This is a genomic window from Serratia sp. EC4, from assembly GCF_059652115.1.
Window position 1 is genome coordinate 793,288 of sequence record NZ_JBNIDE010000001.1, and the last position, 13,672, is coordinate 806,959.

The 13,672-nt window shown below is 56.4% G+C and carries 12 protein-coding genes; 9 read left to right on the forward strand and 3 right to left on the reverse strand.

Features of this window, described 5'->3' with window-relative positions:
• Positions 1-69 precede the first annotated feature (69 nt).
• Together flhC and flhD are read right to left on the reverse strand one after the other, a co-directional pair.
• Positions 70-654 carry a flagellar transcriptional regulator FlhC gene (gene flhC / locus ACP39K_RS03710; RefSeq protein ID WP_016927281.1) on the reverse strand — a complete coding sequence of 195 codons (585 nt, stop codon included), beginning with the start codon at positions 652-654 and terminating at the stop codon, positions 70-72.
• Positions 654-1,004 carry a flagellar transcriptional regulator FlhD gene (flhD, locus tag ACP39K_RS03715; RefSeq protein ID WP_004934891.1) on the reverse strand — a complete coding sequence of 117 codons (351 nt, stop codon included), beginning with the start codon at positions 1,002-1,004 and terminating at the stop codon, positions 654-656. The genes flhC and flhD overlap by 1 nt, the downstream gene beginning before the upstream one ends.
• A 1,344-nt stretch (positions 1,005-2,348) precedes the next feature.
• Here flhD and ydgT point away from each other — a divergent pair.
• From ydgT to curA, 3 genes are all read left to right on the forward strand, one after another.
• The gene (gene ydgT / locus ACP39K_RS03720; protein ID WP_004934895.1) at positions 2,349-2,564 is read left to right on the forward strand and encodes a transcription modulator YdgT; all 216 of its coding nucleotides are present in this window, start codon (positions 2,349-2,351) and stop codon (positions 2,562-2,564) included.
• 197 nt (positions 2,565-2,761) lie between these two features.
• The gene (gene uspC, locus ACP39K_RS03725) at positions 2,762-3,181 is read left to right on the forward strand and encodes a universal stress protein UspC (protein ID WP_016927278.1); all 420 of its coding nucleotides are present in this window, start codon (positions 2,762-2,764) and stop codon (positions 3,179-3,181) included.
• 84 nt (positions 3,182-3,265) lie between these two features.
• The gene (curA, locus tag ACP39K_RS03730; RefSeq protein WP_115116865.1) at positions 3,266-4,297 is read left to right on the forward strand and encodes an NADPH-dependent curcumin/dihydrocurcumin reductase; all 1,032 of its coding nucleotides are present in this window, start codon (positions 3,266-3,268) and stop codon (positions 4,295-4,297) included.
• A gap of 45 nt (positions 4,298-4,342) precedes the next feature.
• Here curA and pcp read toward each other — a convergent pair whose 3' ends face one another.
• Positions 4,343-4,990, reverse strand: a complete 648-nt coding sequence (gene pcp / locus ACP39K_RS03735; RefSeq protein WP_033641394.1) for a pyroglutamyl-peptidase I — start codon at positions 4,988-4,990, stop codon at positions 4,343-4,345.
• A gap of 97 nt (positions 4,991-5,087) precedes the next feature.
• Here pcp and ACP39K_RS03740 point away from each other — a divergent pair, with 97 nt between their 5' ends.
• From ACP39K_RS03740 to ACP39K_RS03765, 6 genes are all read left to right on the forward strand, one after another.
• Positions 5,088-6,020, forward strand: a complete 933-nt coding sequence (locus ACP39K_RS03740; RefSeq protein ID WP_049299114.1) for a LysR family transcriptional regulator — start codon at positions 5,088-5,090, stop codon at positions 6,018-6,020.
• A gap of 512 nt (positions 6,021-6,532) precedes the next feature.
• The gene (locus tag ACP39K_RS03745) at positions 6,533-8,872 is read left to right on the forward strand and encodes a type VI secretion system Vgr family protein (RefSeq protein WP_033640013.1); all 2,340 of its coding nucleotides are present in this window, start codon (positions 6,533-6,535) and stop codon (positions 8,870-8,872) included.
• Between the two features lie 10 nt (positions 8,873-8,882).
• Positions 8,883-9,272, forward strand: coding sequence for a DUF3592 domain-containing protein (locus ACP39K_RS03750; RefSeq protein ID WP_016927272.1), 390 nt, complete (start codon positions 8,883-8,885; stop codon positions 9,270-9,272).
• 86 nt (positions 9,273-9,358) lie between these two features.
• Positions 9,359-9,859 carry a hypothetical protein gene (locus ACP39K_RS03755; protein ID WP_033640012.1) on the forward strand — a complete coding sequence of 167 codons (501 nt, stop codon included), beginning with the start codon at positions 9,359-9,361 and terminating at the stop codon, positions 9,857-9,859.
• Positions 9,860-10,030: 171 nt separating this feature from the next.
• Complete coding sequence (locus ACP39K_RS03760) at positions 10,031-12,583, forward strand: DUF2169 family type VI secretion system accessory protein (RefSeq protein ID WP_089184742.1); 2,553 nt, start codon at positions 10,031-10,033, stop codon at positions 12,581-12,583.
• Positions 12,580-13,647: a pentapeptide repeat-containing protein gene (locus tag ACP39K_RS03765; protein ID WP_147827173.1), complete on the forward strand. Its 1,068-nt coding sequence runs from the start codon at positions 12,580-12,582 to the stop codon at positions 13,645-13,647. Before ACP39K_RS03760 ends, ACP39K_RS03765 begins: the two co-directional genes overlap by 4 nt.
• Positions 13,648-13,672: the final 25 nt, after the last annotated feature.

Consider the following 13,672-nt stretch of genomic DNA (forward strand, 5'->3'; position numbering starts at 1 on the left):
TGGGGGCGGCATGCCGCCCCTGCGTATCACACGTCGGTATTCATTGCCGAGAGCCGGCAATGTGGCGGCTCAAATGGCGCGTTTGACCTGCTCGTCCAGCAGTTGAGGAATAATATCGGCCAGTTGCGGCGAAAGTTTACGTCTTTTTACGGCGCGGGATGGGGGTTGGCATAAACTGCAGATGAAACCATTCAGCGGCTGGTGCGCGTGGGTGATAAATGCGCCGCCGCAGCAGCTGCAGGCGGAAAGCTGCAACATGCCGCTATCGACGAAGCGCACCAGCGTCCAGGCGCGGGTCAGCGCCAGCAACGGCGCCTCGCCGGCCTGCTGCGGACACTGCTCGAGATAGAGGCGATAGGCTTTGATCACCGCCTCCACCCCGCTGCACTGCCCGCTTTTCATCAAAAACAGGTAAGCGTTGTAAAACATCGACGAGTGAATATTTTGTTCCCAGGTCATAAACCAGTCGGTTGAGAACGGTAACATTCCTTTTGGCGGCGGGCTGCCGCGTAACTCCTTGTAAAGTTTAATCAAGCGCCCGCGGCTGAGCTGGGTTTCACTCTCCAGCATCTGCAATCGGGCTCCCAGCGAAATCAGCTCCATGGCGAGCTGAATGTCCTTGGCTTCTTGAACGATACTTTTCTCAACCATCATCAGGCTCTTTTCTTCGTCGGGCTAGCGTCTTTACTCGATAGCTCTTGCAGTAAATGGCTTGATAGCAAAATGCCGGTATGGATTTGTTGCAGATCGTCGACGCGAGACTCTTTGGTCAGGCGCTCGATGGTCTGGCTTTCGTTAAAGCGGAAGTGGCAAACCAGCTGGTTGGTCTCGGCCAGTTTAACCATTTGCGGCAAAGTCAGCTGCGCCAGCGCATCGGCCATGGTTTCATCAATACCCAGGCGAAACATTGCGGACGCTTTTTCATCGTTGATCAAACGCTGTGCTAAAAGTAAATATGACAGATTGATGTCATAAATATGCTTAAGTAATTCAGACGTACCCATATTCCCCATCCCGACAGACTATGTTTAAAAACATACGCTGGGTGATAAATTTTATCGCCCGTGACTTGGGTTGTTTCCCAAAGTTGGCAAATTAATCTCTCAAAAACGACTGCTATAATTTTCGACAATCGCTAAATTCGACCACTGTTCAGTATTTGCTACGAGCGTAAACCAACGTGTATGGATGTACAGCATTCTGCTTCGATAGTGTTTAGTCACCATGAAACTATTTTTACAAATTTAATAAGATTATTCCTAAAGCAGCGCAACTCTACCCCCGAACCATTAGCACACACAATGTAAGTGAGAGGCAATTTTAAATACAATGTGACATAGATCACAAAAATAAAAAATAATTAAGCCAAATACACCCAAATACGTTCATTTATTGACCGCCAATTTGCTCATAAAACAGCCATAGGTAAAAAAACGTCTTAAAAACAATGTTTATCCGCCAAAAAATTATCTTTTTTAGATCAATTCGAACAAAAGCATCACCAAACCAAAATAACAGAACAAAAATCTGCATATAGGCAACAAACTCAGTATAAATAACCATTTGAGTTACTAAAAAATATCCAAGCTGAAAAATAACCAATGTAAACTATAAGGTTATTAGCTATCGGATTTGACTTAAGCCCTCCGCCTGAGGCTGTTCTAATTTTCAACATCAGGTGATTATGGCTTATCAATGATTCGCAGGCGTAGTGAACAAGCTAACAGACGTAACGATATGTTTCCGTATTAGCACGATGCAAGAATGCTTTTTTTGAGTTAAATTTCCCCAAAACGTTATATCGGCGGCAATTCATAAAACTTTAATGCTTTTTATTTCTTTTTTTGACGCCGAGATAATTCCCCATCACCCCAGAGATTATTTACATGGCTTTGGCTTTCATCACTTCATTGTCATAAAATAAAACGCAGTTTTGTTTTACTGTTGATATTTCGTCATCGAAAAAACGGTTTTTCAACGCAAGCAGCGGCGACAAACACCGCCCAATGCCGCGACGGCGCCACGGCCGGGTGAAAAAATCACCGCAAAAGAGGCCCGGCACGGCACCGCGCGCTGGTGCACAGCACGAATGACGACGCGTCGGCCGTCAACCGCCCTGAGACTTTCCCTATTTCTCCATTAATCAGCAGGCTGAGATTGCTGACGGCGCACTGGCATATTATGATTTATCAAAGCGCCGCTACGGGCGGCGTGACATCATTACCCAGTGCAATTTATCTAATTGAAATGATTTTTGTCAGGTCGTACATCGCTGCCTCGACGGCGTCGCCGTGAGTCGCCATGTGTTATTCACCCGGCTTTAACTATTAACAGGCTATATTTTAATCATGACCGATACGCTCGAATATCTGCTGACATTTCGTAAATGCTCCTCTTTGGACAGCCTGGAGAAGGTGTACGACAAACTGAACTACTCCATTGAAAACGATACGGAAATGAGCAATATGTACCGTGCCGCCGACCACCGTCGCGCCGAGCTGGTTGCCGGTAAATTGTTCGATCTGGGCAAGGTGCCGAAAACGCTGTGGGCACAGGTGCTTTAATTCAGTGAAATTACGTGCGGCAACGGTTTTATCTTTTATTGCTATATAACCGGGGTAAATTCAGCTTTTATTGCCGCGCGTGATATGAAACACATTTATTAGGCTCACCAGGTTCTACCCTTTATCCGACGCAGTGCTTCCACCAAGGCCGCCGATGCGGCAGCCTGAAACACGATGGATACAACAAGGAGTCGGATATGGGGTATCAAAACGTTCTGGTCACCGTCGCCGTTGCCCCTGACAGCCACCGCCTGGTGGAAAAGGCCGTCTCCATCGTTCGCCCTTACGGCGGCAGCATCACCCTGTTAAGCACCCTCGCCAATCCGGAAATGTACAATAATTTCGCCGGGCCGATGCTGGGCGATTTGCGCTCGCTGATGGAAGAGGAAACCCGGCTGTTTATGGAAGAACTGCGCCAACGCGCCGGCTACCCTATCGCCGATACGCTGATCGTGCATGGCGAACTGGGTGACAGCCTGGCATTCGCCAGCCGCCGTCAACCGTTTGACCTGCTGCTCTGCGGCAATCACCGAGACAGCATGATGAACAAAGTCTCCTGTTCCGCCGCCCGCTTTATCAATATCAGTCATATCGACGTGCTGATCGTTCCGCTCTGAGCTAAGCACATTCGGTCACGTCCCCTTAGCGCCCCTGGACTAGGCTTAACGGACCTTGTTTGCCGCAACACAAAGGAGCTTTCGATGTCCCCTTCTCAACAGAACCGCCGCTTCCTGCTGGCCTCGCGTCCGCACGGCGAACCGACGGCGGCGAACTTCCGTCTCGATACCGCCCCCGCACCGCAACCCGGTGCCGGCCAACTGCTGCTGCGCACCGTCTATCTGTCGTTGGATCCTTATATGCGCGGACGCATGAGCGATGCCCCCTCCTATGCGCCGCCGGTGGAGATCGGCCAGGTGATGGTGGGCGGTACGGTATCGCGCGTGGCGGCCTCACAGCATCCCGATTTCAACGTCGGCGATTGGGTGTTGGGATATGACGGCTGGCAGGAATATGCGCTGTCCGACGGCAGCGGCCTGCGCAACCTCGGCCCGCATTTGCCGCACCCTTCCCGCCTGCTGGGCGTGCTCGGCATGCCGGGATTTACCGCATACATGGGGCTGCTCGACATCGGCCAACCGCAGGCGGGTGAAACGCTGGTGGTGGCCGCCGCCAGCGGTGCGGTTGGTTCGGTGGTCGGCCAAATCGGCAAACTGAAAGGCTGCCGCGTCGTCGGCGTCGCCGGCGGTGCGGAAAAATGCCGCTATGTGGTGGAAGAGTTGGGTTTCGACGCCTGTATCGATCACCGCGCCCCAGACTTTGCCGAACGGTTGGCCGCTGTCTGCCCACAGGGTATCGACATCTATTACGAGAATGTCGGCGGGGCGGTGTTCGACGCCGTACTGCCGCTGTTGAACACCAAAGCGCGCATTCCGGTATGCGGCATCATCGCCCATTACAATGCCACCGGATTACCCGCGGGGCCGGACCGCTTGCCGCTGCTGGAGGGGCTGATCCTGCGCAAACGCATCCGCATGCAGGGCTTTATCATCTTTGACGACTACGGCGCTCGCTTTGACGAGTTCTTGCAACAAATGAGCAGTTGGGTCGAACAGGGGAAAATCAAGTTCCGCGAAGACATCGTCGACGGGCTGGAGCAGGCGCCGCAGGCGTTTATCGGCCTGCTGCAGGGCAAAAATTTCGGTAAACTGGTGATCCGCGTCGCCGACGAATAACCCGCAGCAGGGCGTGGTACGCCACGCCCTGCTTTTAATGTACGGCTAATGTACGGCGCCATCGCCGAATCGCACATCTTCCTCTACCGTCAGCGTCACCTGCACGACAGTGCGCACCGCTTCCACCATCGTCGCCAGCGCCATGCTCGGCTTGCCTGGGTGCGCTGCCGCCAGTTCATGGCTGTACGGAATATGCACGAACCCGCCCCTAACCCGCGAGTGATGCGTCTCCAGATAGTGACGCAGACCATAAAAAATATGGTTGCAGTTGTAGGTGCCTGCCGTATAAGAGACCGCCGCGGGGATCCCCTGCCGGCGCAGTTGCTGCACCGCGGCCTTGACGGGCAGCGTACTGAAATAGCCCACCGGCCCGCCGGCCACCACCGGCACGTCAATCGGCTGTTTACCGGCATTGTCGGGAATGCGGGCATCGATCAGATTGATGGCCACCCGTTCCAGGGATATCTCGGCCCGGCCGCCGGCCAGCCCCAGACAAATCACCGCCAGCGGTTGCAATGCCTCAATCGCCGCGATCAACTGCTGATTGGCCACGCCCAATACGCAGGGCAGCTCGAGCACCACGATCTCCGCGCCGGCAATATGTTCACCGGCCAACGCCTGCGCAATCTGCCAGGAAGGATTCACCGCATCACCATCGAACGGCTCAATGCCGGTGATCAAGACTTTGTTCATCATTTCCCCTGATTGAAGGCTAAATTCGTGTACTTCCAGCCTAAAGAACGCAGTATGATTCTGGAAATGGATTATCTTTATATAGGGTATTCATGAAATGAATTTATCCAGCGTCGATCTCAACTTGCTGGTGGTGTTTGAGGCGTTGTATCAGACGCGCAACGTCACCGCCGCAGGCCGGCGTCTTAACCGCGCGCAACCTTCCGTCAGCAATGCATTGGCGCGGCTGCGCATTCTTCTGAACGATCCGCTGTTTATTCGCAGCGGCGGCGCCATGGCGCCCACGCCGCGCGCCCACCAGTTGATGCCGCAAATACAGCGGGTGCTTGAACAGATCCATCTGGCGTTGGCGCCCCCTGCCCGTTTCGACCCGGCCACCGCCGGGCAGCGGCGTTTTACGCTGGCGGCCGGCGACTATGCCGATATCTTGCTGCTGCCCGCCATCATCAGCCGGTTGCGTCAGACTGCCCCCGGCATCGATATTCGCGTTTCGCGCCTGGATCGCCACAATATTTACCGGCAGCTGGATCGCGGTGAGGTGGATATCGCGCTGGGAGGGCACCTTTCCGGTGCGGAAAGCCACTATGTGCGCACGTTGTTTGAAGAACATCTGGTGTGTATCGCCAGCCGTTCACACCCACAGCTGGCGGACGGCCGCTGGGATCTGGCGCGCTACCTCAGCCTGCCGCATGGGCTGTACGCACCGGCAGACGACGGCTCTGCCAGAGGGTTGGTCGACCGGCGTCTGGCGGAAATCGGCGGCCAACGGCGCGTTGCCGTGACCTTTTCACACATTGCCGCTCTGCCGGCCGTGGTCGCCGACAGCGATCTGATCGCCACGCTGGCCGCCAGCGCGGCCCGGCATTTTTCCGATCCGCAACGCGTACGCATTCTCCCGCTGCCTGACGAGTTGGCCATCGCGCCTTTCCCCATTGAGCTGATCGCCGGCCGGCAGGCGCAACGCGACCCGGCTTTAATCTGGCTCTGCGAGCTGATCGGTCAACTCTCCTTCGCCTCCTCTCCACGCTAACGGCGGCATTCGCTGCATTTTCAACCGTTCAAACGCATGTTCCCAGGCCCGTCGGCGGGCCCTGGGACGCCCACCAAATAGGAATCATCCGAATTAACATTCGCCAAATTTATATATTTGATCATCTTTAACTGGCAAATGGTAAGGATAAAAAACAGTCAGTGACTTTTTTTACGTAAAAAAAGAGTTGTTTTATAAGCACGTTGACTTATGTGTTACACATTTATTTTTTGGTATTACCAATTGCCCAATAATTTGAGATAAAAAATGATCTACCCGCATCCATATGTTTTAAATGATAAAAAACAAGATCGTGAGCAAGTTAACGAATTGAGCATTGATCCACAAGGCTATTTTGCAAATGCAGTGCTCTATTGTAGACTGCACAAATCGTGCCTTTGTGTAAACTTTGTTAAATCTTTCGTCAGTTCCTGTCTCCATTCGTGACAGATACGCCATCGGGATCGCGCGTCAATTCTCGTGCGGTAGCTATGCCTAAACCGGGGAATAGTATGGATCGTCTTATCATTGCGCACACGCCTTTGCCCGCCCATCAGCTGTTGTTCAGAAGCCTTTCCGGTGAGGAAAAACTGGCCGGCCTGTTCGAATTCGACGTCGAGCTGCTCAGCCCCGACAATCGGCTCGATCTGAAAGCGCTGCTGGGACAAAAAATCACGCTGGAGCTGCGGGGCAATCCGTTGGCGCCGCGTTATCTCAACGGCAATATCACGCGCATGACCCTCTCCGGGCGAGAAGCCGGCGGCAACCGTTACTATATCTACCGCGCCGTGCTGCGCCCCACGCTGTGGTATCTGACGCAAAACCGCGATTTTCGCATCTACCAGGAAAAGACCGTTCCCGACATCCTGACTCAGGTGCTGGGGCAGTATCAGGTGAAAATCGATAACCGCCTGAGTTACGACTACCGCATCTGGGGGTACTGCGTGCAGTACCAGGAGAGCGATTTCGATTTCATCAGCCGTCTGATGGAACACGAAGGCATCTATTACTATTTCACGCACCAGCAAGACGGCCATACGCTGGTGCTGGCTGACGCGCCGGCGGCGCATCAGGAACTCGCCGGCTACGCCAGCATTCCCTATCAGCTCGCGGAAGGCGGCCTGGTGGAAAACAAAGACAGCATCAATAGCTGGAGCGTTTCTGACGCCATCACGCCCAGCCTGTATAGCCTGGATGACTACGATTTTCGCAAGCCGCGCGCGCGGTTGCTGGAAGCCCGGCAAAATCCCGCCTCGTTCGCGCAGGACAAAGCCGAGGTGTTCGACTGGCCCGGCCGTTATACCGATCACGCCCATGGCCAGTTTTACGTCAAGGTTCGCCAACAGGAGTTCGAAGCGCAGCATGAGCAGATGAGCGGCGAAGGCAATTCGCAGGGCATTGCGCCCGGCTACCGTTTTCAACTGACCCAGGCGCCGCGTATGGAAGACAACCGCGCCTACCTGGTGGTCAGCGCGCATTACTTCATGCAGGAAAACAGCTACGCCAGCAACGATAACGACGTCGGCGAGCAGCGAACCGAATTTCAGGTCGTTCCGGCGGACATCAATTGGCGCCCGGCGCGCACCACGCCCTGGCCGAAAACCCATGGCCCGCAAACTGCCGAAGTGGTGGGCCCGGAAGGCGAAAGCATCTGGACCGATAAATATGGCCGGGTGAAACTCAAGTTCCGTTGGGATCGCCACGGCAGCGGCAACGAAACCAGCTCCTGCTGGGTGCGCGTCTCCAGCGCCTGGGCCGGCTGGAAATACGGCGGGATCCAGATCCCGCGCGTCGGTGAGGAAGTGGTGGTCGACTTTATCAATGGCGATCCGGATCGCCCCATCATCACCGGCCGCGTTTACAACGAAGACAGCATGCCGCCTTGGGATCTGCCCGGCGACGCCACCAAAATGGGCTTTATGAGCCGCAGCAAAGGCGGCGGCGTCGACAACGCCAGCTTCCTGTTCCTGGAAGACTCGCCCGGCAACGAATCTTTCGATATGCACGCCGAACGCAACATGAACATGACGGTGGAAAACGACAAGAACGTCAATATTGACGGCAGTCGCACCACCATCATCGGTCGCCAGCAGGACGACACCGTCACCGGCGACGCCACGTTCCTGTACAAAGCGAAACGCACCACGACGGTCAATGGGCTGGAAACCGCCAACCTGAACGCTCATCAGACGGTGAACATCAAAGGCGGCCGCGACCTGACGATTATCGACGGCGGCGATAAAATCGACATCACCGGCAATCAGTCCTTCAAGCTCGACGGCGCGCAGACGCAAAACATTACGCAAACCCAGCATGTCACGGTCAAAGGCAACCAGACCCTCGACATTACCGAGGGGCAACAAACCAGCACCATCAAACAAGGGCAAACGGTCAACATCACTTCCGGCGGGCAGCACACCACCATCTCCGCCGGCGGGCAGGAATTGACGATTAAAGGCGGCGGCCAAACCGCCACCGTAACCGGGAATGTCACCGAGACCTACAAAAACGATCAGAGCACAACGATCACCGGTACCCTGACCATCAAAGCGAAAACGATCAATATCACCAGCAGCGACGGCGTATCGGTGCAAACACCGAGCTGGAAAGACAACTGCCATGGCTTGAAATGGGTGGCGACCGGGGCCAACTTCGCCTTTTACGGTTCAAATCTTGCGTTGACAGGGGCCAGCCTGAAACACACGATGCTCGATATCTCGCACAACCCGCTGTCGATCAGCAAAACCAATTTCAAGCTCAGTAATGATCCCATGACGTTCACGCAGCTTGGCGCGCTGGTGACCAACGGTGCCTTACGATTGAGCACCAAGGCGCTGGCGATCTTCTTGTAAAGGGACACCCATGTCGAAGGCCAAAAATGTTTTCACCGTTATCGGTTTGATTTTATTGGCTCCCATTCTCAGCCTGGTGGGCTTTTTCAAATTCATCACGGTCGATATCTGGGGTTATTTCAAACATATCGGTTCTTCCCTCAGCGTGATGGAGAACGGTATTTCCGCCTCAGGGCAAATCGTCAGCATTCGCCAGACCAACCTGTGGGACGGGAATCGGCCGGTCTGCGAAGTCGAAGTCAAGTACATCGCCCAAGACGGGAAAAACCGTACGGCCGTGGCGAAAGGCCCGATCAGCGTCGTGGATCTGCCGCGTTATCAGCCGGGCCATTTCATCGCGATAAAGTACGATCCGAAGAATCCCAAAAAAGCGGTGATCGAAGAGCTTTCCCGGCTTTGAGCGAAAAGCATCCCTTCAATCACGCGATCCGAAACGGCTTATCGTTCATCAGTTCGCGAAATCACCTTGCATAAGGAAGTGTCACGATGGGCACGTTCATTGCCTTTTCGACGCAGGACAGCCTCTGGGGACAAATCCTGTTTACCTTCTTTGGCATCCTGGTTGGCTGCGTATTGCTCGCTGCGATCGGCAAAACCTTTTTGTCGGCCAACCGAGCGGCCACGTTGCCTTTGCGGCTGCTGATCTTTGTCGCGCTGATGCTGGCGCTCCTGAAATACAACCAGCAGGTGATGTCTGCGGTGAATGCCCCCGCAGAACTGATCGGATTGCTGATTTTTCCCGGCTTTTTGATGAGTTACCTGGGTACGGCGCCCACCGGCCGCCTGGCGCTGGCGATAGAGCTGCCCTGTTTTGCGGCGCTCGCCGCGCTGCTGATCCTGGGCACCGCCGACGTCGGCTTCTTTGCGCCCTATCACCTGGAGAGCGCCGGCCAATTGCTCGCCAAGGCGATCGCCGCGGCGTTGTCCGTGGCGGCTGTCCTGCTGGCTCGTGGAATAAGCGGAAAGGACAACGCACTGTCCTCTTGATCATCCATTTCGAAGCGGGGCGCTCCCCGCATTGGCGATCGGCTCTGAACGCCGCATCGTTTTCTTCATCTGTTGTGACATAGCCTGATATCTATTAAACCGAAAAACGGATTGTTTTTGAGCAAGCAGCCTGGCTGCCGGCTGATATCCACAGGAAGCTTTACACACACAATGAAAGTCGTAAAACCTCTGCGCCTCAGCGCGCTTCATCGACCCTTCTCTTGGCAAGGGCAAAACCATCTGGGCGTTTCCGTTTTGGCCTTGGCCGACATGGGGGCAGCCCCGCGCCTGCGTCCCGAACCGGAGTTGTGGCAGTTGGCCGCCGACGAACTCACGTTGAGCGGCGGCGTGCTCGATTTGGCTATCCCAAAAGCCTGCGCGGAGTTTCTCGCCACCGGCAACGCCTACACCCATCATCAACAAGACAAAACCGCTTGCGCCGTGAAGATCCAGCTTGATTCGCTGGAAAAAACGCTGGTGGTTTTCGGCGATCGCCATTGGATCAACGATCGCCCCTCTACTCCCCTCCCTTTTGCAGAGATGCGTCTGGACTGGCGCCGGGCTTACGGCGGCGCACAGTTCGCCGATAATCCGCACGGCATCGGCGCCACCCCAGAAACATTTCCGCAAGGCCGCATCCATCGCCTACCCAATGTTGAACCCCTGCAGGGGCGCCTTGCGTCTTCTCGGCAAAGCGCGCAACCGGCAAGCTTTGACGCGTTGGATATCACCTGGCCGCGCCGCTTCTCCCGCATCGGCAAAAACTACGACGCAGACTGGTTGAAAAACGGCTTTCCCGGCTTCGCCAACGATATCGACTGGCGCCTGTTCAACATGGCGGAAAGCGATCAGCAGTTTCCTCAACGCGACAGCTTGCCGCCCCGGGCCGCCTATCGGATTTGGAACATGCACCCTTCAGAACCGGTGCAGCAAGGGCATTTGCCGCCGTGGCGCGCGCGCTGTTTCATCAACCGGCTGCGCGGCGGCGAAACGCATTTCGAAGAGATCGCGATGCGCCACACCACCGTCTGGTTCTTCCCACATCGGGAACAGATGCTGCTGATTTATCAGGGCAGCACACGCATCAATGAAGACGATGCCGCCGACGTGATGCAGCTGATGCCGGCCCTGGAAACCGAAGGCGAGCCCCGCTCCACCGCGCATTATCGGCAGGTGTTGGCCCAGCGGCTGGATAAAGAACGGGGTGCTCTGCACGCTTTTCGTGAACAAGAGTTGCTGCCGGAGGCGTGCATCGGCGCCTGGCTGGATACGGAAACGCCGACGCAGCAAAGCCCGATGGCGGAAAATATCGCCGCCTACGAGCACCAGCAACGCGAAGAGCATCGCCAGCGTCTGCTGCGCGAGGGGCAAGACATCGATGAACTTTTCCCGCGCCCGTCGCAAGAGGCGCCGCCGAAGCTTGACCAGCTCGCCGAATTCGTCGAGCGCCTGGAAAACCAGGCCGAGGCGCAGTATCAGGACATGCTCAAGCTGACGCAAGCCGAGGGCATCGATCCGCTCAACCCCGGTGGGGATCACGTGCCGCCATCCGGTGCGGAAAGCTACCAGCAGCAACGCGATCTGCTGTTCCAGGAGGCGCGCCGCCATCCCGACGCGTTTAGCGCTAAACAGCGTGGGGAAAGCGAGCGCGCGCTGCATCAAATGTATTTAATGTCGGCGCAGGCGCAAAGCCCTGCACTGCGTTTGCGTGGCGATCTGGCGCAAATCATTCGCCAACGAGTCGCCGCCGCCATGCTGCGCGATAAGGATCTCAGCGGTCTTGATCTCACCGGCGCCGATCTGTCCGGCATGGATCTCTGCCAGGCTAACTTGCGCGGCGCTTTGCTGGAAAACGCCGATCTGCGCCAAACCCAATTGGTGGGTTGCGATCTTCGCGAGGCGATGTTGGCGCGCGCCGATCTCAGCGGCGCCGTCTTACAGCAGGCCGATTTGAGCCACGCCTCCTTGGCCCTGGCGAAATGCGAAGCGACGGATTTCGGCGGCGCGCGGTTGCACGAAACCAACATTCAGCAAACGTTGTTTCAACGCTGCGATTTCACGATGGCGTCGTTACGCGACTTGCTGGGATACGAAACCCTGCTCGGGCAGTGTGACTTCAACCGCGCCACGCTGGCCAACATTACGCTGATGGAGCTGCAACTGGAGCAGCTGACATTCAGCCACGCCCGGCTCGACAAAGTCAGCTTCGTCAAATGCCGGCTGCTGGCGGTGAACTTCGATCGGGCGCGGCTAGAGAGCTGCGCCTGGGTTGATACCGAGACGCAAAGCCTCAGCTTCCGCGCCGCACGCCTCACCGCCTGCGCCTTCGCGGCCAAGACGCTGTTGCCGCAGGCGGATTTCAGCGACGCGACGCTGAACCAGTGCAATTTGCGCCAGATGCCGTTGCAGCGGGCGAATTTCAACCGCGCGCGCCTCGACAACTGCGACCTGTCGGAAGCCCGGCTGAACGAGGCCGATTTCCGTCAGGCCAACGGCAGCGGCAGCCTGTTCATTCGCTGCGATCTGTCCCAGGCCAACCTGCGCGACGCCAATTTCATCGCGGCGATCCTGCAAAAATGCGTGCTGTCAGGCGCCGACCTGCAGGGCGCCAATCTGTTCCGGGCCGATTTGTCGCAGTCGCAAGTGGATCAGGCGACCCGGCTCGACGGTGCCTATACCGCCAGGGTGAAAACATTGCCTCGCCATAACGGGAAGGAAGTATGACGTCAAAACCTGAGCAGATACGCCAGCGCGTGAAACGCGGCGAGCTGATTGCCGGTGAGGATTTGCACGGCCTGTCATTCGCCGGTATGGATTTGGCCGGCGGCATGTTCAACGAACTGAACCTGAACGGCGTGAACTTCTCCGATTGCGATCTGCGCGACAGCGTCTTCAGCGATTGCCGGCTCGAACACGCTCAATTTGCGCGGGCGAACCTGAAGCAAACGGCCTTCAATCAGTGCGTCATGGCGGGCGGCCGCTTCAGCGAGAGCCATATCGAACTGACGATGTTCAACGACTGCCGGCTTGAACAGAGCGACTTCAGCCGGCTGTCGCTCAACCAAAGCCACTGGATGTCATGCCAATTGGCCGGCGCGAATTTTTCCGCCACTCAGCACGATCGCACCACCTTTTACGAAAGCCCGCTCGACGGCGCAGATTTAAGCCATACGAGGCTGTCACTTGTCACATTCTTTCGATTAAATCTCTGTGAAACAAGGTTTGAAGGGGTTGATTTCGACCGCGTCACGTTTTTCGAATGTGACCACCGCGGCAAAAGTTACGCCGGGCAGCGTCTCATCGCCTGCCAGTTTACCGATAACCAACTGGACGACGTCGATTTCAGCCAGGCGACGTTGCGCCAAAGCAACTTCAAGGGCGCTTCGCTGCGGCGCGCCAACCTGACGGGTGTGCAAGCGCAGCAGTCACTGTGGCTGGAGGCCAATCTGACCCACGCGCAGTGCCGCAGCGGGCAGTTCGATCAGGCGATCTTCAGCGAAGCGACGCTGGACGCCGCCAACTTTAGCCAGGCGCGCCTGTATCAATGCGTGTTCCAGCGCAGCCGCGCGGCGCGCTGTGATTTCAGCGACAGCGACCTGACCTACGCCGACTTCTGTTACGCCGACATCGGCGCCGCCGATTTCCGGCGCGCGCGTTTTATGCGCACCCGCATGCACCGCGCCCACCAGCAGCAAACGCGCTGGGGCGATCGCAGCGGCATTCTCGAGCGCGACGAAGAGCTGTACGCCGCTGAAACCTGGAGCGCACAGCGCCAGAGCCGAATCTGAATGCATTGACCACTTCACGAGGGGA

What these genes read in the sequence shown, in the direction of transcription:
- ACP39K_RS03750 (WP_016927272.1), top strand. Translation starts at nt 8,883, where the DNA reads ATGTCGAAGGCCAAAAATGTTTTCACCGTTATCGGTTTGATTTTATTG.
- flhC (WP_016927281.1), bottom strand. Translation starts at nt 654, where the DNA reads ATGATGGTTGAGAAAAGTATCGTTCAAGAAGCCAAGGACATTCAGCTC.
- curA (WP_115116865.1), top strand. Translation starts at nt 3,266, where the DNA reads ATGTCCCCTTCTCAACAGAACCGCCGCTTCCTGCTGGCCTCGCGTCCG.
- ACP39K_RS03755 (WP_033640012.1), top strand. Translation starts at nt 9,359, where the DNA reads ATGGGCACGTTCATTGCCTTTTCGACGCAGGACAGCCTCTGGGGACAA.
- ydgT (WP_004934895.1), top strand. Translation starts at nt 2,349, where the DNA reads ATGACCGATACGCTCGAATATCTGCTGACATTTCGTAAATGCTCCTCT.
- pcp (WP_033641394.1), bottom strand. Translation starts at nt 4,990, where the DNA reads ATGAACAAAGTCTTGATCACCGGCATTGAGCCGTTCGATGGTGATGCG.
- ACP39K_RS03760 (WP_089184742.1), top strand. Translation starts at nt 10,031, where the DNA reads ATGAAAGTCGTAAAACCTCTGCGCCTCAGCGCGCTTCATCGACCCTTC.
- ACP39K_RS03740 (WP_049299114.1), top strand. Translation starts at nt 5,088, where the DNA reads ATGAATTTATCCAGCGTCGATCTCAACTTGCTGGTGGTGTTTGAGGCG.
- ACP39K_RS03745 (WP_033640013.1), top strand. Translation starts at nt 6,533, where the DNA reads ATGGATCGTCTTATCATTGCGCACACGCCTTTGCCCGCCCATCAGCTG.
- flhD (WP_004934891.1), bottom strand. Translation starts at nt 1,004, where the DNA reads ATGGGTACGTCTGAATTACTTAAGCATATTTATGACATCAATCTGTCA.
- uspC (WP_016927278.1), top strand. Translation starts at nt 2,762, where the DNA reads ATGGGGTATCAAAACGTTCTGGTCACCGTCGCCGTTGCCCCTGACAGC.
- ACP39K_RS03765 (WP_147827173.1), top strand. Translation starts at nt 12,580, where the DNA reads ATGACGTCAAAACCTGAGCAGATACGCCAGCGCGTGAAACGCGGCGAG.